Genomic DNA, 17,374 nt, shown 5'->3' on the forward strand with positions numbered 1-17,374 from the left:
TCCTTAAGTCAGGCAGCCTGAAGTCTCAAATACCTGACGACGGACACCAGCGCATACCCTTTGCTCTGCAACCAAGCCCTACGGATCTTGAGCGATTTCCGGAGTTCGTCCGCTAACGGTCCCGCTGAGCCCTGCATCAGCTCAGTGTCCATCCGATCCAGCCATGTCTCTGCTTGTCGTTCAGCTAGCGCTCCAATCGGCAGCCAGGAGTGAACATTGATTCCGAGGGTCTGCCCTCTCGCATCAGCTTGCAGTGCGCGCTTCTCGAAGTTAGTTGGGACCACCCAACTCCCATCAGCGTTTCGTTGGACAACACCGAGCCTTCTCAACGCCTCCAGGCGACGCTTGTGCGCCAGCCGGAACGCTGGCGAACTCAATGGCTCAGCCGCCTCATGCAGCTCCTCCGAATACACGCCTCCATTTCGTTCGGCGATCGCAGCAATCGTCCGGTCAGCAGGCTTCGGCTCGACAGCCTTTCGCCCAACCGAAACAATCCCACCCGGCGTCGGCAATTGAACCGCCTCTTGCTCCGTCATCTCGATCGACCAGACGCCCCCATCGAGCCCTTCGATCAGTGCCGTCGTTCCATTCCGCAATTCATCACCCGGTAGAGTAGCGGCAAGCCTTCCTAGGATTTCGCCATCCGAGTTGAAATCACGGGGCAGGGTATGGAGACGCGACGCATCGATTTTCCGGCCCTCGAGGTTGGCGAGCGAACGAATAATGTCCCCACGTCTGCCCAGCGCCCGTAGCGTATCCTGCCAACCTTCCTGCATCGCCCAGCGACCGTCCTCCAGTCGCTTCGCAAGACCGAGCGTCTCGAGGAACCGCAAGCGCCGTTTAGCGACCGCGCTGTCAAACCTCGACAATCCGCCGCGTTCACTTTCTGGTGTGAAACGTCCATCACTCAGTCTACGTGCAATGTCATGATCGATAGCCGTCAGCGCCTCGCGCTCGGCCTCGTTCGACCTCGCCGCAGCCATTTCCCGTAGCCGCCTCTGACCTAGCTCGAGCGTCGCCAGCTCCTGTGCCCGCGCGCGAAATCCCTGCGTGATGTATTTGCGATCAATCAGCAGCTCACCATTCCGCGTAGTCCCACCCCGGATCACAATATGCACATGCGGCTGCGCGGTATCGTGATGATTCGCGGCAACCCAGTCGAGCCGCCGGCCGAGATCCCTCTCGACCTGGCTCATGAACTCCCGCGTGAACTGCGTCAGATCTTTCATCTGCTCGGCATCTTCTGGAGAGACGATCAGCCTGAACTGCCGCCTGTCCTCGTCAGCCCGTTCATTGAACGCCTTTGCATCCGCTTCATCGGCGCTCCGGTCATACAGCTTTCCGCGCTCGCCCTCACGCCCGGCACCTTCCCGGCGGATGTAGGCGACATGCTTTGCAAAGCTCGCTGCGCCGCTTGGACCCGCCCGCGCAATACGCACCTTCACGATGACGCGCCTGGCCCGCTGGTTCGACCAGTGCCGGGCAAGGGCGGCCTGTACTTTTCCACGCCCTGCATGACGCACAGCGCCCGGTGCCAGACACTTGCGGCCTCGCGCGCCAAGCCGCCCCTTCGCGACGACTCGTTTCAGCCGCTTCAGCTGGGTCTTTGCCTTGCCCTGCGACCTGATCTTTCCGAGGCGCGGAACGAAGTCGAAATCGTCGCTCACGGCTCCAAGCGCGCAGCGGATTGCAAATCCGTGCACCCGCCTTCCGGCGCCGGGTCACATAAAAAAGGATGTGCAGACAATGGGTTAAGTGTCGCTGGGTGACACTCCCTTAATCTTGCCCTCCGGGACACAGAATCCATTCCCGTCCCGCTATCTATCGCTTTGACGGTCGCCTGAACCTCAGCCGACCGGTCGCCATAAGTCCATATGGACCTGGCGACGCCAATGATGCGCGCGCCGTCCTGAACGCCGAAGTATCGTCCATCGACTGACAGGGGATGAGAGTTGAGCAGGAAAACTTCGCCGGCTTTGAGGGTCTGACAGCCCTGCCAGGCGGGAAGGGCGCTGCCGGACTCGGTTACTTTGAGCGCATCAACAGATGTGATCCCGTTGATGGAGACCTGCGTATCGCATCTGCAAATCTCGTCACCGGACAGGCCCGCAACATGCTTCAACAAGGGCCAGTCGGCGCCAACAATTCCCTCATCGTTCAGCCAATGTCGAACCTCATCCGAGGGCGCAAACGCTACCAGATCGCCTGTCGAAATTCGCGCCGACCGGTCAACAAAGTAAAGACCCTTGGGCACGCTTTCCGTCCGGTTCCAGATGAAGTCGGACCGGTTGATAATGCTGGCGGAGACCATGAGGCCTAGCCCGTATCCCATGCCTAACAACGCGGTTCTACGACTCATCGCGAAGGCCTGTCCCCATGAACCTACGTCCATTAGTGTAAGCGATGATGTCCTTGCCGCGATACCAGACCTTGGCGCCGATCTTGTGATAAACCGGGCCTGTTCCCAGCGAACGCATATTGACCAGGGTCTTCGGTTTGAGGCCGAGATGGTCAGCGGTTTCATCCGTGTTCATCCATTCGGTCGGGGTTGGGAGGTTTGATTTGGGTCGAAGCTCCTCTCCACTTCTATTTGTCTCTGTCATAGCGTTGCTTCTCCTTTCTTCTACGCAACTCGAAGCCCTGACAGACTGCCAACTCATCCTCAGATTAAGAGTGTCGAACTTGCACCACACGCTCGCGACACCCTTGAATTCCCAGAGAAACCTCACGTTAGAATGCAGCGCTGATAGGCGTATCAGCACCTTCGTCTCAGACCCTTTCGGCATGAAAGAAGACCGCTCCGGAGATGTCTCCGGAGCGGCTTGGCAAGGCTGTGATCTACCCTAGTCACGCGCGTTCCAGAGGATGACGTGCCGGCCTTTCTTGCCCTTGACCGGGGCAAGGTTCGCGAAGATCCGGCGCGGTCCGATCTGCGGGTCTGCCAGCGTCAGCGAGACATAATCGCGTCCCGATGCCTTCGACTTGCGCATCCAGCCGCCGCCGATTTCGGTCGAGGTTTCACCGGCATAGATGCGGTAGTCCGGATGTCCTTCTTCGGTCTTTTCCGCATTCTTCTCGATGCGGATTGCGGCAGAGAGGTTCATCATTGCGAGGGTGCCTTCAAAGCCGGACTTGGTCTCGCTGACATATCCGAGTGCGTTTGCCATGGGGGTCTCCTTTTCTTTCCTTGGCTAAGTCTCCGGGAACCCCTTGTCCCCGTCGACGCCGGACCGCCCGGACGGGGGCTGAGCGGCCAGAACCCGATAGGGGCGAAGCGTATGCGGAGCACCGCCTGAGGCGATGAAATTTGCCGCGCGAGGAGCCGCGCAGCGGCGGGGAAATTTCTTTGCCTCGGGTGGTTTCATGGCCGCTCAGTCCACGTCCAGGTCTTCAAGGCAAAGACGGGAGCAAGGGGTCCGTGAAATGCTTTGCGGGAAGAATTCAGGCCCCTCCTCATGCGCATCTCGATTGTCCATCGAGACCTCAAGACGCGCGATTTTTGTGAAGGCATTTCATGGGTCGCCCAGGTTTTGGAGCCACAATCCCCAGCCCCAGAAAGCGAAAGGCCGCCCGGCGATACCCACCGGACGGTCCCTCACGCTGGCTGAACAGGAGACGATTATTCAGGCAGCGTCCTGATGCTCAGGCGTCTCATCGGACGCGTTTTCCGCTCCCGCTTCGAACAGGCTCGCAATCCGTGTCCACGCATCGGCGGGCGGTGATCCGGCCTCGTCGACAAGGCGGGTCGGTGGCACCTGCATCCAGCCCGGTCGCCAGTCAGGATTAGCCTCGCAACCCTCCCCGCTGATCCGGTTCGCAAGCACCTGCTTCTGCGCCTTGCCGGTGTCGGAGCGGCAGGCATTGGCAAGCGAAGCCGTCGCGATGTCAGCAATCATCGCATTGATGGCGCGCTTGTCCTTGGTGAGGTCGAAGAACACCTCGTCCGGCTTCCAAGCCGCCGAAAGGTCGGTGCCGCAGACATGCAGGACGGCTTCGACAATGCCATTCCCGGCCTCGAGTGTGCGGGCCATGACACTCGCCAGAACCGTCAGGACTTCGTCATCCGACATGGCGAGCAGCGCGGAGAAGACTTCGCACAAGCCGTAGTCGTCCCCATTCCGGCGAAGGGCCGGATTGACGTTCAGCGCCATGAAAAGGGCGTCAGTCTGCGCTGTCGCCTCGCCAAGTGCGGCCACAGATGCCGAGCCTTCCACGCTCGCCTGAGTCTCATCTTTCCGGGCGCGAAGCTCGTGCGCGCGTACGTCCCAGAGCGCGCTCCCCGCCATCGCATGCGCGACCATCAGGCGGAGGGCAATTGCGGGAGAGGCAGCAATGCTGGCCTGCGCAGCGGCATGTCGGTGGAGCAGCATATATTCCGCGAGCGGGCCGGACATTTCAGGCCGGATTGCTGCCGGAACCTTATCGCCTTCACCCTTCGAACCCTGTTGCCGCTTGCGGGCCTCGGCCGAGGTTACTTGTCCCTCGTGGAACTGGACCGTCCCGTCATGGCGGATTTCGATGAAGACCTTCCCGCCATCTTCCTTGGCGCACTGGACATACTCCCAGCGGTGGAAATACGCCCCGCGCTCAAGGCAGATAACATCGCTCCAGCCGTCGGCCCTGTGGGCCTCGACCCGCTCGGCAATCGCGGCGGATTGTGCCTTCCAGAACTGATCCGCATCCGCAAAGACGCCATGCTCGCCAAAGAGGTCGGCAGTGACCTGTCCCTCATAGGCATCAAGATCGAACAAGGCCTTGTCGGTCGTGATCGTCGTTCCGCCCGTGATCCAAGCCTTGCACGACCGCCCCATCGGGGCGCGTTCGGTTTCGCTCTGGAAGAGGCGGAACCATTCGGCCTGCTGTTCTGGCGTCGCAAGCGTAAGCGCGCGGATCGTTTCGCGGTCCAGTTCGTCTTCGGCGTAGAGCTTCCGTATCGGTTCGTCGAGCGAAGCAAGCGCGAGCACACGGCGCACCAGAAGCTCAGTCACGCCGAAGAAGCTGGCGATATCCTCCAGCGCCTTGCCTTCATCGTTGAGGCGCTTGAACGCCTCATATTGCTCCATTTCTGTCGCAGGCAGGCGTCCGACATTTTCGATGACAGATGCCGCAATCGCGGAGGCCGCATCCTTTTCAGTCATGATCGCGCACGGCACCAGCGGTGTCTCACCCGTTTCCTTGGCGATTTCTTTGAGCGCAAAAAAACGGCGGCGTCCGGCGATGACGCCATAATATTTGCCTTCGCGGCGAACGAGCAAAGTCTGACGCAATCCGCTCTCCCGGATGGACGGCAGAATGTCAGATACGTCCGGCTTCTTGCGCCCATGCCGCATATTGAGTTTGGAAATCCGAAGCTCGTCGAGCGGGATGTGTTTGAGGTCGGGCTGTGCCATGGAGGTCTCCTTTTCTGGCGGGTAAAGCGAGAGACCCAGCGCCCACGCGGGGCCTCTCCAGTTGATCTTGGTGAAGGGAAAGCCGTCCGCGTCCCGGCTTGGTTGGGGGTCGGTCTCGCCCCAGTCATAATCGCGGATCGTGATCAGCGGCGCGCGGCCCTCGACCCAGATTTCGGCGACCTGGGCCTCGGCAACGACAAGCGTCATACGGGGCCGTGGGCCGAGCAATTCAGTGAGGGTGCGGGCCGCGCTCATGTCGCGGCCCAGCCTGTCACGGTCGCCGCAAGCCGCGAGGCTGCGGCACGCCCTGCGTCCAGCGCCTCCGGCAGCAGCTCGTTCGCAACCGTGGTGAGATAGCTGTTATCCGTGCCGGGATAGTTGCATTCGACGCCCCAGAGGCTGGCGGCATGACGGTCCAGTTCAATGCCGTCGCGCTCGACCGAAAGCACGATCCCGCAATAGAACCACTCGCTCTTGCGCCATGCTTCCATGACGGCTTCCGCCTTGGCCTGCGCCTCGGCGAAGCGCTGGCGGAAGCTGTTGCCCGGCCCGATGAAGCCGGGCGCATCCTTGTAGAGCGACGGCCAGAACCCATCCTGCCGCTGGTCCGGCGCATCGAGGCAGTTATCGGCAACAATCCGGGCCGTGACAATGAAGCCCTTTGCCTCGCAACTGATCGCATCGCCTTCGCAGGCGTAGGCATCGAAGTGCTCGGTAAAGCTCATGACGCCCTCCGAAGCTCGAATCCCATCCGGTCGCAGAGTGCGCGCAGCTCGCGCGCCTCTGCCTCGTCGAACTCGTCACCGGACTGGTGATAGATCGTGCCTTGTGCGAACCCTTGCGGGGTCTTGACGACATGCGCCCAGCGATAGGGGCCACGGCCATCTTCGCGCGGTCTTGCCTGAAATCTCGCCATGGCGCTCACCGCGTCCAGAAGACGTGAACGTCTTCGAACCCTGTCTCGAACACCATGATGTCGCCGTTCAACTCCATGTCGCGGGCGAACGAGGACCAGTCGATATAGTATTCGAGAGCCGCGGGGATTTCGGTGCCGGTGTCCCGGTGCAGTTCCTCGGCGAAGTCTGCCCGGCTGGTGTAAGTGCCCGCATAATCGTCGAAAGCGGCTTCGGCCTGCTCAAGGTCATCGCCAAAATGGCGATGGACCAGCGCGCCGAGCCTGCCATGTTCGGCAATGAACTCGGCGAGATTGCAGACCGTTTCGAAGCTCGCATATTCGGAAAGCTGCGCGCCTTCGAAGCCTTCATAATCATGGATTGCCCATTCTTCGGCATCGGGCAGCGGCGACGCCGCCAACATAGCGCAGACCTCGGCCATCACCTCATCAGGCGTCGTCGCGTCGATCCAGCGCCCGTGCAGGCAGCCATTATTGTAGGCGGCAAGACAGGCCACATAGATACGGGGGCGGGTTTCAGGTGTGGGTGCAGCGTCTGCCGCAAGGGGGGCTGAAGGTTGCGGTGTGGTCATGGCGTCAGTCTCGTCTCCCCGCCCAAATGTCCCTCCCGCATCAGGCGGGGGTGGGCGGCGAGAAGGCCGGCAGGCCGGACCCATTAGCCGGTTGGGCAAGGCGGAAAGGTAGGACGCTGCGACCGCTTCCAGACACCTTCAGTCCCGGCGCCTTGCGCAAGCGGCGGGTCCGGGCAGACCGGTCGTTCGCCCACCTCCGTCTGAGAGGGAGATTGTCATGGACGCCAGGAAGACCGATGCGGACCAGGCTGCAATGCGCTTCAGCTTTCACCGTCAGACGATCATCGAAAACGTCATAGGTCCGCTTTCAAAGGCCACGCAGCCTGTGACCCCTCTGCTTGCAGTGGGAAGCGCAGGCTGGCGCGATCACCGGCGAGACACCCGCATGCCGCTGGGCTGCCCGGAAGGGCAGGCCAGAGGTCCGGAGACGAGCCGGGCCGCTGGCGGCGTGCCGCCCGCGAAACAGCCCCCTCGCGTCAGCGAGGGGTGATCGCCGGATCAAGGTCTGATGCCAAATTGGATCTGCTCAGGTCTGTGCAGTCAGGAGGTCCCTGTATCCGCCATCCCGGAGTTCACGTCCTCGCACGAGGGCGCGGCGCATTTCGTCTTTCATGGCCCGGCTGGGGCTCTGCCAGGCTTCGGTGGCGCGATCCTCGCCATAGATGATGGCAGCGGTTTCAAAATAAGTTAGACCGGTCTCATACGCATCGAGCGCAATGAGCGCATTGCGAAACGCAAGCGATGAGCGTGTCCAGGTGTCGTTGAAACTCGAATCGTCCTTGCCAAGAATACGCTGAGCCTTGCCGATGACTTTAAGTGTTTCGTCCATGCTCGACACATTATCGATGATCAGTTTCATGCGGACGGGTTCGACGCTGAGTAGTGACAGACCAGAACAAGCGACCTGGATGCTGTGGCCGTGCCCACGGATCATCAGGTATTCCCGGCCGACGCGATCTGTGAGGTGGGTGACTTCACACACATTGATCGTCTGATCGAAAATATCGTCGCGCTCGCTCGGATGACGCGGTACGACCTGCATGGTCAGGGCGCGAGCATAGAGGGCAGGGATCCAGAAGACGTCGGCCTCGTAGCCATTCGCGTCTATGTCGGGAAAGAAAACCAAGCCGAATTTCTCAGCGTCGATCTGGTCGCATAGCGGCCGGAGCAGCCGGATGCCATGACAGGCTGGCTTTTCAGATATCTGTGAGTCGCCAGCCCGCAGGGCGGCTTGCCTGAATTCGCTATTTCGCCGAAGAAATTCCCAAGCCCAGCGACTTCTGGAGAGTCGGCAAGTATAGGCGTAGTCATCCAGATCAATACGGACCGAGGGTGTGTCGGCGGGACTCATCAGGTGCCTCCTTCACAAGCGGGTGCTGCAAAAGAGGTGCCAAAATTCTACTTCAGGCTAAAAGAAGCGCGTTTTCGACGGGTCCGAGAAGCGTTGCATAACCGCCGTCCCGCAGGTCCCGGCCGCGGGCAAGGGCACGTCTCATCTCGTCTTTCATCGCTCGGCTTGGGCTGTCCCAGGCTTCGCGGGCCCGTTCTTCGCCATATATGAACCCCGCCGTCTCAAAATATGAGAGTTTGGCATCATGACAATCGAGTGCGACCAGTGCATTGCGAAGGGCCAAGGAATGGCGAGTCCATTCCGGGATATCCGCCTCTGCTTGCGGGTCATAGACACGCTGGGCGCGCTGGAGCGTTTTCAGCTTGGCCTGGAATTCGTCGAGACTGTCGATGATGAAGCTGAGCTTGACAGGTTCGCGGGCCAGAAGTGACATGCCCGTGCAGAATACCTGAATGACGCAGCCATTTCCCTTGAGAAGAAATTGTTCGCGGCCGGCGAGGTCGGTGAAGTGCGTTATCCTGCAGATGCCAACAGTGCGATCATAGAATTCACAGGATTCATTAGGACCACTCGGAGAAACTTGCATGTGAACCCGCCTCGGATAGAGACCTCCCGACCAGAACGCGTCGGCTTCAAGGCCGCTATCCTCTGGATCCGGGAAGAAGGCGAGCCCCCATCGCTCAGCAAGCGCCTGAGGGGCTCTAGGGCGCACGAGGGTGATCTGATGGCAGGCGGGAGCGAAACTAAGCTCACTCGCGGAAGGAAGCGACGAGTCCTCAAGAAACCGGCGGTTTCGGCGCAGGAACTCCCAGGCCCATCTGCTGTCTGACAACAACCATGTGTAGTCATAAGCACTTATATGATCTGCCAGCCGGGACATTTGTCCTCGTTTCCCAAGAGATATTCAACTCAACAGGGAAAGCAAATTCAATGCCGGAATAGAAAGTTGATCGAGTAAATATTTGTTACGGTAACGCTTGGGAACCCATCATGCGAGGCCCAGTGACGCTGCGCGCGCACCATTTTGAGAATTTTACGCACTTGTTTCATTCCGGGTTTGGGGCATCATCCTGACTGATGCTTATCAGCATGCGCATCGCGCAGAATATCGATTCCACCATATACCGCAATCGCCGCGACTCCCAATCCGACAAGCAGATCTGGCCAGTTGGACCCAGTCCACAGTACGATTACGCCCGCGAGAATGATCCCCCCATTCGAGATGAAGTCATTGAAACTAAATGTTGTAGCGGCTCGCAGGTTTACATCCTTCTTTTCTATTTTTTTCAAAAGCCAGAGACAGATCAGATTTACAACACCTGCAATCGCGGCCATTGCCAGCATGATGAGACCGAGGGGTTCAGATCCTTCAAAGTATCGACGGATTGCGTCGCCGGCGACGCCGACGGCAAATACAAGAAGCATTCCACCTGACAGTCGAGCGGCGTTGCGTTTCCAGATCTGCGAACGTGTAAGTGCAAGCAGGCTCAAGCCATACACAATCGCGTCCGAGGAATTATCCAGCCCGTTCGCCAGGAGGGCATTGGAGTCGCCGAACCAGCCTGTGACAAAAAAGCCAATGGCTATGAGTATGTTTAGCCATAGTACGATTTGAAGAGTTCGGCGCTCGTCTGACGTCTCGATTTTCAAGTCTTCGCTACCCATCCTATGATTTTACCATGCGTTGTCTGTGAGGGGAGATGCACCGTAAGAATTTTATCGAAGCGTCTCCGTTAGAAAGCTTGGTATTGCGAGCGTATTGAGGATAGCTGGAGTAGCGGTAGGGCCCTGAGGTGGCAAGTGTGCCCTTGGCTCCTGGTGTCTCGTCGAAACCGAACCGGAAATCTGCGCGCCAAACCACCATATTCGCGATGATGAGAGGGGCAAACCCGAGGCCGAATATCGCCCAGCAGGGTACGGGAGCGGTTCCCCTACCTGAAGCCCCAATCGACAGCGCCGCTCCGAAACTCGTGATCGTACCCATCCAGATGATTGGTGCCACAAAACGCGAATAACGCTGCGGGAGCCAAATTCTCTGCGCGGGGAAGGCTGCAGACCAAATAGGAATCACAGCAACTGCGCCACCTGTGGCAATGCCGAGTATCTGGATTGTCGTATCGCCACTCATGTTGCCTCCTGCGCTTGTGTTTTCAGCCGTCAGGGTTATTTCCTGCAGTCTACAGTAACTAGAGGGGCAAGGGGCGCTATCATGGCCTTGATGACGATCGGAAAACTGTCAGGGGCGACGTCCGTAAAAGTCACGACAATCCGCTATTATGAATCCATTGGCCTGCTCGACGAGCCGCAACGCAGCGCAAGCGGACAGCGGTTGTACGCAGGGGACTCTGTAGAGCGTCTCCGTTTTATACGTCATGCAAGGGATCTGGGGTTTCCCGTCTCAGCGGTAAGGGAACTGATTTCGCTGCAGGTAGAGCCAGGCAGGGAGTGCGTCCTGGTTGACCAGATTGCACGTCGCCAGCTTGACGAGGTTCGCCGCAGGCTGACCCAATTGGAGGCGCTCGAGGCCGAGCTCAAGCGCATGATCCGCGCTTGCGAAGGCGGCAAGATCGGATCCTGCTCTGTGCTCGCTGCCCTTGGCCAGCACGAGAATTGCTTGCACGAACAGCATGATGGCGCCGAGGTGCTTGCAGCGCTTCCGTCAAGAGGCGCTTGACCCTCCAGTGACTGGAGGTGCTAAAAAGAGAGTGAGCCTGTTTACCCGATCGTAAAAGAAAGTAGCTAGCCCAGCAATCATGTTTTCGTTCCAAGTCATAACGTGTTTACGAAGGTTGCTCGTCATGGTGATGGCGATAGCTTTTGTTATTGCGCCGATGACGGCTGCGGCGGATATCATGCATCCGGGCAATCAGGCCGCAGAGGAATGTTCTACGAGTGAGCTGGCCCAAGATGCCCCTGATAAGGAGCCATCGCATGAAGGTCATGACCATACCGCGCATCAGTGCGGAAGCTGTCATTTCCATCTGATAGGCGGCGGCGATCTAAGCGGCGCTCCGAAGTCTGTCGTGCAGACAAAACATTTGTTGCCTGGCGGTTCTTTTCTCGAGAACCTCCGCCCAGACGGTCTTTACCGTCCTCCTCGCGCCTAGACCAACGACACAGGAATATTTTGCGTGGCTACGGCCTCGCTGTCGTTGAATCTGGACGAGGAAACCAGCAAAAATGAAAATTCTTATATGCAGCGCGATCACCGCGCTCGCCCTGCCGGTCATGGCCGGTACGGCCAATGCGCAAGGGTGTAGTTCTGTCTATGTCGGCGCGACTGACTATGATCAATCCCGACCACTGACGCTCGACGCGGCTATTGCTCGCGCCGCCAATGCTTCGCCTGAAGTTCTGACGGCGGCTCTCGAGGCGAAAGCTTCATCGGCCGACGCCGAGCAGGCGAGCCGTTGGCTTAATCCATCTCTGTCTGTCGAAACCGAGAACTTTGCCGGCAGCGGATCGCTTGAAGGCTTCAATGCCTACGAGACGACCCTGGTAGTGGCGCAGACCTTACAGCTTGGCGATAAACGAAGACTTTCCGAGCGGGCCGCCAGAGCTGAAGCCGCATTGGCGAGTGCCGAATGTTCTGTACGAAGCCTAGAAGCTCAGAAACTCGCAGGGGAACTCTATCTGGAACTTCGTGCCGCTTACGACATGGCCGAGGTCGCTCAGGCCTCAGCCGATCTCGCATCCGAGTTCTCCGGCGTCGTCCAGCGCCGCGTGGACGCTGGAGCGTCGGCTCCGCCTGAGTTGCTGCGCGCGCGGGCTGAAGCAGCAGCGCTTCAGGCGGTTGCGGATGGTGCGCGGGGCCAGGTCGAAGCCAAAGGGCTAGCGCTTGCGTCCGTTTGGGGTAGTTCAGAGATCGACTTTGTCTTGTCTGGCACTGCGGAAATCGTAACAGATCCGGCGGGTGGGTCGGCTCAACCAGATTCTGGCGTTCATCCGTCACTTGCGGCGGCTAAGGCCGGAGCGACGGCTCGTAGCGCGGCGACGGACCGGGCCCGCGCCGGCGCATGGCCTGATATAACCGTATCGGCTGGTGTCCGAAGATTTGAGGACACGGGCGATAGCGCGTTTCTGGCGGGTGTCAGTGTTCCTTTGCCGGTCTTTGACCGCAATCAGGACGCAACGCGGGCGGCGGGATTACGTACCCAGAGTGCCGAGCTATCAGCACAGACTGTTGAGGCAAGGTTGCGGGCCGAGCAAGCGAGCCTCGCCGCGCAGGTGCGGGCTGCGAAGTCTCGCTTGCAGCGTCTCGAGGGCGAAGCGCTGCCGCTCGCAGAAGAAGCCTATACAGCTGCGGCAGAGGGCTACCGGGTTGGCAAGTTCGACCTGACCGCCACGCTCGATGCGCGGCGCAGTCTGATTAAAACCCGCGCCGCCGTAATCGAAGCCCGGCTGGCGCTCCAGACATACACGCTGCGGTTGCGTGCGCTGATTGGCGCCGCGCCGTTCGAAGGAGAGATCCAATGAAACTGAATTTATTCTATGCGGCGCTGCTTTCGCCAGCGCTTTTGTATCTTGGTGCTTGCGGCAGTGACGCCTCCGATTCGTCTGGTGCAAACCGGACGCCCCCACAAGCCGAAGATGGCCATGACGACCACGAAGACGGTAGTGATGAGGAGCATGAAAGCCATGATGAGGCCGATGGCGACGATCATGAGGGACATGAAGAAGGAGGCGGTCATACCGAACACGAAGGTGAAGGCGGCGATCATGTCGAGCTGACCGCCGAGGAGGCGGAAGCTGCCGGTATCCGGACCGGGCGAGCCCAGACCGGAGCGGTTTCGGGCCAGCTGGAACTGCCGGCCGAGATCCGTTTCGATGCGGACCGTGTCGCAAGGGTCTCGCCACAGGTCGAGGGCACCGTTGCCCAACTTTATGCAGGCGAAGGCGATATCGTGAAAGCCGGCGCCACGCTTGCCCGGCTGACCAGTCGTGAACTCGCCGGCCTAAAGGCCGATTATCTGAATGCCCTGAGCGCCGAGCGCCTCGCGCAAGCCGAGCTTGAGCGTGAGGAAAACCTCTGGGAGCAGAAAATCACCGCCGAGGCTGATCTGCAGTCGGCGCGTGCGGCATTCGCTGCAGCTAATGCCGGCCGGGAAGCTGCTGAAAACAGGCTTCATGCGATCGGCATTGGTCATGGCACACTGGACAAGCTTAATGAAGCTGCGGATGGGTCACTTGCACAAGCCTATGTGACGGCTCCCCTTGCCGGAGAGGTGATTCAGCGGAGCGTTTCTCTTGGAGAAACCGTATCGGCTGGCGGCGCGCCCATCTTTGTCATCATCGATGATAGCGTCGTCTGGGCCGACATCGCCGTCTACAAGGAAGATCTCGGCAAGGTCAGCGAAGGCCAGACCGTGACATTCCAGCAGGAGGGTGGCCGCGTCCTGGCCGAGGGGACAATTTCAAATGTCCTGCCTGTCATCAATGAGGCATCCCGCACTGCGACCGCGCGGGTCATTGTCGACAATGCCGAACACAGGCTGAAGCCCGGTCAGTTCGTAACGGCGCGGATCGACACGGGAGAGGGGCGCCCCGTCGTGCGCGTTCCCTCCGATGCGATCGTCAGCGTCGAGGACAGGATTTCGGTCTTCGTCCCGACCGATGACGGGTTCGAACCGCGCGAGGTCCGCACAGGGGACAGCGCGAGGGGCTATACCGAGATCATTTCCGGGCTCGAGGCCGACGAAGCATTCGTTGCCGAAGGCGCCTTCACCCTGAAAGCGCAGCTTGAAAAAGACGCATTCGGCGACGGCCACGCACACTAGGAGACCCGCAAAATGATCAATCTGATGCACCGCCTTGCGGGTGGACGGCTGCTTGCCGCCATTGCCGCACTCGCCCTGTCGATCGGGGGGCTGTTTGCCTTTCGCAGCCTGCCTGTCGACGCTTTTCCCGATCCCTCACCTTCTCTGGTCCAAGTCTTCACCGAAACTGAAGGCCTGTCGCCCGAAGAGGTCGAACGCTATGTCACCTATCCGATCGAGACGGCCATGTCCGGCCTCCCCAAGGTCGACGAGATCCGCTCGACATCCAATTTTGGCCTGTCTGTCATCAATATCTATTTCGAGGACGGCACGGACGTCTATTTTGCCCGCCAGGTCGTCGGTGAGCGCCTCGGCGAGGCCGCCGACGCCATTCCCGACGGTTTCGGCACACCCAAGATGGGGCCGATTTCGACCGGCCTTGGTATCATCATGTACTATCGGCTCGTCGATGAGACCGGCGAGCGGTCGCTGGTTGAGCTGCGCGAGATTGCCGACTGGATGATCAAGTATCCGCTCCAGTCGGTTGAAGGGGTGACGGAGGTTCTGTCACTAGGGGGTTTCGAGAAGCAGTACCAGGTCCGCCTCGATCCCGATCAGCTGACATCCTATGACCTCAGCGTCGGCGAGGTGATTGCCGCCCTGGAGAGCGCCAATCGGACGGCCGGCGCGCAATTCATCGAAATTGGCGCCGAACAGTACACGGTGCGCGGGGTCGGGCTCGCTCGATCTCTCGATGATCTGCGTGAAACGCCGGTCAAGACCGTGGATGGACGAACCGTCCGCGTCAACGACCTCGGTGAAGTCGCCATCGGCGGCGGCGTCCGGCAGGGGCTCGCAACTGCCAATGGCGAAGGGGAGACCGTCGCCGGTCTCGTCCTGAAACTTTATGGCACAAACACGTCTGAGGTGATCGAGAACGCGCAAGCGCGCTTCGACGAGATCAACCAGTCGCTTCCGGATGGCGTCAAAGCCGTTCCGTATTATGATCAGGGCACGCTGGTGAAAAAGGCGGCTGCGACCGTGACGACCGCGCTCTGGCAGGGCGCGCTCCTGGTCGCCGTCATCGTCTTCCTGTTCCTCGGCGGCTGGCGTCCAAGCCTCGTGGTTGTCATGGCCATACCCTTCTCGGTCGGCTTTGCCTTCATCGCGATGAAATTCCTCGGCATCGGGGCCAATCTGATGACGCTGGGCGGGGTGGCGATCGCCATCGGGATGATGGTCGACGGCGCCATCGTCATCGCCGAGAACGTGGATCGCGGCTTGCGCGAACGACGCGAGGGTGAAGATAGCCGCACGACGGTCGCGCGAGCGAGCGCCGAAGTGATCGCGCCGCTGATTGCTGCCGTCCTCGTGGTGATCATTGTCTTCCTGCCGCTCTTTTCGCTACAGGGCACTGAAGGCAAGACGTTTCGGCCGCTCGCCGCTTCTGCCGCGCTCGCCATGACAGGGTCGCTGATCTATGCCGCGCTCATCGCTCCGGCGATGGCGCTCGGCCTCATGCGTCCGCCCAAGAGCAATAGCCAGGAGAGCGACAGCCGGCTTGTTTCGCTGATCAAGCCGCTTGCGGCCTTCTTCGTCCGGCGACGTCTCGCGGCGGTCGGGCTAGCAGGCGTCCTGCTTCTGGTTGGGGGCCTCTCAGCGACACGCCTTGGCTCGGAGTTCACGCCTGCGCTGGAGGAAGGCGATGTCCTGTTGCGTGTGACGATGGCGCCGTCCATCTCGCTAACCGAAGCAAAGGAAACGTCGACCCGCATCGAGACAAGACTGCTTGAAGCCTTCCCCGAGATCAGTTCCATTGTCAGCCGGATCGGCCGTGGGGAAGTCGGCGCGCATGCCGACCCGGTGAACAGTATCGAGGCCTTCGTGGCGCTCAAACCCCGAAGCGAATGGCGCAATGGCATCAGCCCGGATGAACTCCGGGCGTCGATCTCCGAGAATCTCGGCGGCTTTCCAGGCGTCAGGGTTAATGTCGGCCAGCCAATCGCCATGTCGGTTGATGAGCTCCTGACCGGCACAAAGGCGCAGCTGGCGGTCAAGATCTTCGGTCCGGATACGGAGGTCCTGCTCGAAGGCTCGCAGGACTTGCAGTCCATTCTTCAGGAAATTCCTGGGGCGACCGACGTCCAGGCCGATCAGATCACCGGCGCGCCGCAGCTTGTGGTCTCGCTCAACCGTCCTGCGCTCGGCCGGTATGGACTGAGCGTGGAGGAGGCGCTCGATGCCTTGCGTTCCGGCGTCGGCGGGGCAGAGGCTGGTGCCGTTTTTGAGGGAGTGCGCCAGTTTCCCGTCATCGTGCGCTATGCCGAAGAGGACCGCAACACGCCCGCGGCCATCGGACGGATTATTCTGGAATCGTCCAGCGGCGCACGGGTTCCACTCGAAAGCGTGGCAAACATCAGGGAGATTGTCGGTCCACGTCAGATCACGCGCGAGAATGGTGAGCGATTCATCACCGTTCAGCTCAATGTGAGAGGACGCGATATTGGCAGCTATGTCGCTGATGCGCAGCAATCGGTCGCCAGCCAGCTCGACCTGCCGGCTGGTTATCGCGTCGAATGGGGCGGACAGTTCGAACTCCAGCAGGAAGCGAATGCGCGGTTCGCGGTCGTGATCCCGATCACGCTCGGTATCGTATTCCTGATCCTGCTATTGACGTTCGGGCGCATGAAATCGGCCATCCTGATCCTGCTCAACATTCCGCTGGCGCTGACCGGCGGGGCGATGGCGCTCTGGATTGCAGGCCTGCCGATCTCGGTGCCTGCGACGGTCGGCTTTATTGCCCTGTTCGGTATCGCGCTCGGCAATGGCATGGTGCTGGTCAGTTTCATGGATGATTTTGCCAGGGAGGGCCGTGGTCGCGATGAACTTGCCGTCGAGGCGGCAGGCTTGCGGGCACGTCCTGTGCTGATGACCGCCCTTACGACGGCGCTCGGCCTTGCGCCGCTGCTCTTCGCAAGTGGTGTCGGTGCTGAAGTGCAGCGGCCACTGGCCACGGTGGTCATGGGCGGGCTGGTCTCCTCGACCGTGCTAACTTTGCTGGTGCTACCCGCCCTTCACCGCTGGTTCGCACCAAAGCCCGACGCGCACCATTCCTTGTTGGAGGCCGAGCATGTTCATCCATCGTGAACTTCGCTTCGCGGTCATGTCCGTTTCTCTCGCAGCCCTGGCCGGCTGCGAGAGTCTCGACAACGTGATGGGGGCCCTTTCAAGTGAGCAGGCGGCCAAGGTGCAGGAGGAATGCGGCCTGATACCACCAAAGAGCCGCGTAAAAAACGCGGTACACGCGCGGCGACGCGCGTATCTCGAGTGCAAGCGCAAGGTGCTGGAAGAGGAGGCCGATCCTGAGCCACGCACATGATCATGACGATCTT

At 60.2% G+C, this 17,374-nt stretch carries 19 protein-coding genes; 7 read left to right on the forward strand and 12 right to left on the reverse strand.

Annotated elements, in window-relative coordinates; translation table 11 throughout:
- Positions 1 to 8 precede the first annotated feature (8 nt).
- The 8 genes from HF955_RS12750 to HF955_RS12785 all read right to left on the reverse strand — a co-directional run bounded on the left by HF955_RS12750 (position 9) and on the right by HF955_RS12785 (position 6,875).
- The gene (locus HF955_RS12750) at positions 9 to 1,667 is read right to left on the reverse strand and encodes a DUF3363 domain-containing protein (RefSeq protein WP_291075539.1); all 1,659 of its coding nucleotides are present in this window, start codon (positions 1,665 to 1,667) and stop codon (positions 9 to 11) included.
- Positions 1,664 to 2,359, reverse strand: a complete 696-nt coding sequence (locus HF955_RS12755) for a S26 family signal peptidase (RefSeq protein ID WP_291075540.1) — start codon at positions 2,357 to 2,359, stop codon at positions 1,664 to 1,666. Before HF955_RS12755 ends, HF955_RS12750 begins: the two co-directional genes overlap by 4 nt.
- A complete protein-coding gene (locus tag HF955_RS12760) occupies positions 2,349 to 2,603 on the reverse strand; it encodes a helix-turn-helix domain-containing protein (RefSeq protein WP_013301514.1) in 255 nt (84 codons plus the stop codon). The genes HF955_RS12755 and HF955_RS12760 overlap by 11 nt, the downstream gene beginning before the upstream one ends.
- A gap of 240 nt (positions 2,604 to 2,843) precedes the next feature.
- Positions 2,844 to 3,167, reverse strand: a complete 324-nt coding sequence (locus HF955_RS12765; protein WP_013301513.1) for a DUF736 domain-containing protein — start codon at positions 3,165 to 3,167, stop codon at positions 2,844 to 2,846.
- Between the two features lie 456 nt (positions 3,168 to 3,623).
- A complete protein-coding gene (locus HF955_RS12770) occupies positions 3,624 to 5,645 on the reverse strand; it encodes a ParB/RepB/Spo0J family partition protein (RefSeq protein ID WP_291075542.1) in 2,022 nt (673 codons plus the stop codon).
- Positions 5,642 to 6,115: a hypothetical protein gene (locus tag HF955_RS12775; RefSeq protein ID WP_273012817.1), complete on the reverse strand. Its 474-nt coding sequence runs from the start codon at positions 6,113 to 6,115 to the stop codon at positions 5,642 to 5,644. The genes HF955_RS12770 and HF955_RS12775 overlap by 4 nt, the downstream gene beginning before the upstream one ends.
- Complete coding sequence (locus HF955_RS12780; protein ID WP_273012815.1) at positions 6,112 to 6,306, reverse strand: hypothetical protein; 195 nt, start codon at positions 6,304 to 6,306, stop codon at positions 6,112 to 6,114. The genes HF955_RS12775 and HF955_RS12780 overlap by 4 nt, the downstream gene beginning before the upstream one ends.
- A 5-nt stretch (positions 6,307 to 6,311) precedes the next feature.
- On the reverse strand, positions 6,312 to 6,875 hold the full coding sequence (locus tag HF955_RS12785; RefSeq protein WP_291075544.1) for an antirestriction protein ArdA: 564 nt from the start codon (positions 6,873 to 6,875) through the stop codon (positions 6,312 to 6,314).
- Between the two features lie 217 nt (positions 6,876 to 7,092).
- Here HF955_RS12785 and HF955_RS12790 point away from each other — a divergent pair, with 217 nt between their 5' ends.
- Positions 7,093 to 7,365 (forward strand): hypothetical protein, encoded by a 273-nt coding sequence (locus tag HF955_RS12790; protein ID WP_291075546.1) that lies wholly within the window; start codon positions 7,093 to 7,095, stop codon positions 7,363 to 7,365.
- Between the two features lie 36 nt (positions 7,366 to 7,401).
- On the opposite strand, the gene HF955_RS12795 is transcribed toward HF955_RS12790, so the two are convergent.
- The 4 genes from HF955_RS12795 to HF955_RS12810 form a co-directional block, all read right to left on the reverse strand.
- Entirely contained in the window at positions 7,402 to 8,226 is an 825-nt protein-coding gene (locus tag HF955_RS12795; RefSeq protein WP_013301508.1) for a DUF2285 domain-containing protein, read from the reverse strand.
- Between the two features lie 52 nt (positions 8,227 to 8,278).
- Positions 8,279 to 9,106, reverse strand: coding sequence for a DUF2285 domain-containing protein (locus HF955_RS12800; RefSeq protein WP_084419950.1), 828 nt, complete (start codon positions 9,104 to 9,106; stop codon positions 8,279 to 8,281).
- Positions 9,107 to 9,291: 185 nt separating this feature from the next.
- Positions 9,292 to 9,891 carry a cation transporter gene (locus HF955_RS12805; protein ID WP_013301506.1) on the reverse strand — a complete coding sequence of 200 codons (600 nt, stop codon included), beginning with the start codon at positions 9,889 to 9,891 and terminating at the stop codon, positions 9,292 to 9,294.
- A gap of 1 nt (position 9,892) precedes the next feature.
- Entirely contained in the window at positions 9,893 to 10,354 is a 462-nt protein-coding gene (locus HF955_RS12810; RefSeq protein WP_084419949.1) for a hypothetical protein, read from the reverse strand.
- Between the two features lie 81 nt (positions 10,355 to 10,435).
- Here HF955_RS12810 and HF955_RS12815 point away from each other — a divergent pair, with 81 nt between their 5' ends.
- The 6 genes from HF955_RS12815 to HF955_RS12840 all read left to right on the forward strand — a co-directional run bounded on the left by HF955_RS12815 (position 10,436) and on the right by HF955_RS12840 (position 17,361).
- The gene (locus HF955_RS12815) at positions 10,436 to 10,900 is read left to right on the forward strand and encodes a helix-turn-helix domain-containing protein (protein ID WP_367279736.1); all 465 of its coding nucleotides are present in this window, start codon (positions 10,436 to 10,438) and stop codon (positions 10,898 to 10,900) included.
- Positions 10,901 to 11,024: 124 nt separating this feature from the next.
- A complete protein-coding gene (locus HF955_RS12820; protein ID WP_034798616.1) occupies positions 11,025 to 11,333 on the forward strand; it encodes a hypothetical protein in 309 nt (102 codons plus the stop codon).
- A gap of 73 nt (positions 11,334 to 11,406) precedes the next feature.
- Complete coding sequence (locus tag HF955_RS12825; protein WP_291075550.1) at positions 11,407 to 12,702, forward strand: TolC family protein; 1,296 nt, start codon at positions 11,407 to 11,409, stop codon at positions 12,700 to 12,702.
- Positions 12,699 to 14,003 carry an efflux RND transporter periplasmic adaptor subunit gene (locus HF955_RS12830; protein ID WP_291075552.1) on the forward strand — a complete coding sequence of 435 codons (1,305 nt, stop codon included), beginning with the start codon at positions 12,699 to 12,701 and terminating at the stop codon, positions 14,001 to 14,003. Before HF955_RS12825 ends, HF955_RS12830 begins: the two co-directional genes overlap by 4 nt.
- Positions 14,004 to 14,015: 12 nt before the next feature.
- Positions 14,016 to 17,129 carry a CusA/CzcA family heavy metal efflux RND transporter gene (locus tag HF955_RS12835; RefSeq protein ID WP_119405127.1) on the forward strand — a complete coding sequence of 1,038 codons (3,114 nt, stop codon included), beginning with the start codon at positions 14,016 to 14,018 and terminating at the stop codon, positions 17,127 to 17,129.
- Positions 17,113 to 17,361: a hypothetical protein gene (locus tag HF955_RS12840; protein WP_034813609.1), complete on the forward strand. Its 249-nt coding sequence runs from the start codon at positions 17,113 to 17,115 to the stop codon at positions 17,359 to 17,361. Before HF955_RS12835 ends, HF955_RS12840 begins: the two co-directional genes overlap by 17 nt.
- Positions 17,362 to 17,374 lie beyond the last annotated feature (13 nt).

The sequence above is a fragment of the Hyphomonas sp. genome (assembly GCF_017792385.1).
Lineage (GTDB): Bacteria > Pseudomonadota > Alphaproteobacteria > Caulobacterales > Hyphomonadaceae > Hyphomonas.

Excerpts from the sequence above, each read along its gene's own strand:
- HF955_RS12755 (WP_291075540.1), bottom strand. The coding sequence starts at position 2,359 with ATGAGTCGTAGAACCGCGTTGTTAGGCATGGGATACGGGCTAGGCCTC.
- HF955_RS12760 (WP_013301514.1), bottom strand. The coding sequence starts at position 2,603 with ATGACAGAGACAAATAGAAGTGGAGAGGAGCTTCGACCCAAATCAAAC.
- HF955_RS12765 (WP_013301513.1), bottom strand. The coding sequence starts at position 3,167 with ATGGCAAACGCACTCGGATATGTCAGCGAGACCAAGTCCGGCTTTGAA.
- HF955_RS12770 (WP_291075542.1), bottom strand. The coding sequence starts at position 5,645 with ATGAGCGCGGCCCGCACCCTCACTGAATTGCTCGGCCCACGGCCCCGT.
- HF955_RS12775 (WP_273012817.1), bottom strand. The coding sequence starts at position 6,115 with ATGAGCTTTACCGAGCACTTCGATGCCTACGCCTGCGAAGGCGATGCG.
- HF955_RS12780 (WP_273012815.1), bottom strand. The coding sequence starts at position 6,306 with ATGGCGAGATTTCAGGCAAGACCGCGCGAAGATGGCCGTGGCCCCTAT.
- HF955_RS12785 (WP_291075544.1), bottom strand. The coding sequence starts at position 6,875 with ATGACCACACCGCAACCTTCAGCCCCCCTTGCGGCAGACGCTGCACCC.
- HF955_RS12790 (WP_291075546.1), top strand. The coding sequence starts at position 7,093 with ATGGACGCCAGGAAGACCGATGCGGACCAGGCTGCAATGCGCTTCAGC.
- HF955_RS12795 (WP_013301508.1), bottom strand. The coding sequence starts at position 8,226 with ATGAGTCCCGCCGACACACCCTCGGTCCGTATTGATCTGGATGACTAC.
- HF955_RS12800 (WP_084419950.1), bottom strand. The coding sequence starts at position 9,106 with ATGTCCCGGCTGGCAGATCATATAAGTGCTTATGACTACACATGGTTG.
- HF955_RS12805 (WP_013301506.1), bottom strand. The coding sequence starts at position 9,891 with ATGGGTAGCGAAGACTTGAAAATCGAGACGTCAGACGAGCGCCGAACT.
- HF955_RS12810 (WP_084419949.1), bottom strand. The coding sequence starts at position 10,354 with ATGAGTGGCGATACGACAATCCAGATACTCGGCATTGCCACAGGTGGC.
- HF955_RS12815 (WP_367279736.1), top strand. The coding sequence starts at position 10,436 with ATGGCCTTGATGACGATCGGAAAACTGTCAGGGGCGACGTCCGTAAAA.
- HF955_RS12820 (WP_034798616.1), top strand. The coding sequence starts at position 11,025 with ATGGTGATGGCGATAGCTTTTGTTATTGCGCCGATGACGGCTGCGGCG.
- HF955_RS12825 (WP_291075550.1), top strand. The coding sequence starts at position 11,407 with ATGAAAATTCTTATATGCAGCGCGATCACCGCGCTCGCCCTGCCGGTC.
- HF955_RS12830 (WP_291075552.1), top strand. The coding sequence starts at position 12,699 with ATGAAACTGAATTTATTCTATGCGGCGCTGCTTTCGCCAGCGCTTTTG.
- HF955_RS12835 (WP_119405127.1), top strand. The coding sequence starts at position 14,016 with ATGATCAATCTGATGCACCGCCTTGCGGGTGGACGGCTGCTTGCCGCC.
- HF955_RS12840 (WP_034813609.1), top strand. The coding sequence starts at position 17,113 with ATGTTCATCCATCGTGAACTTCGCTTCGCGGTCATGTCCGTTTCTCTC.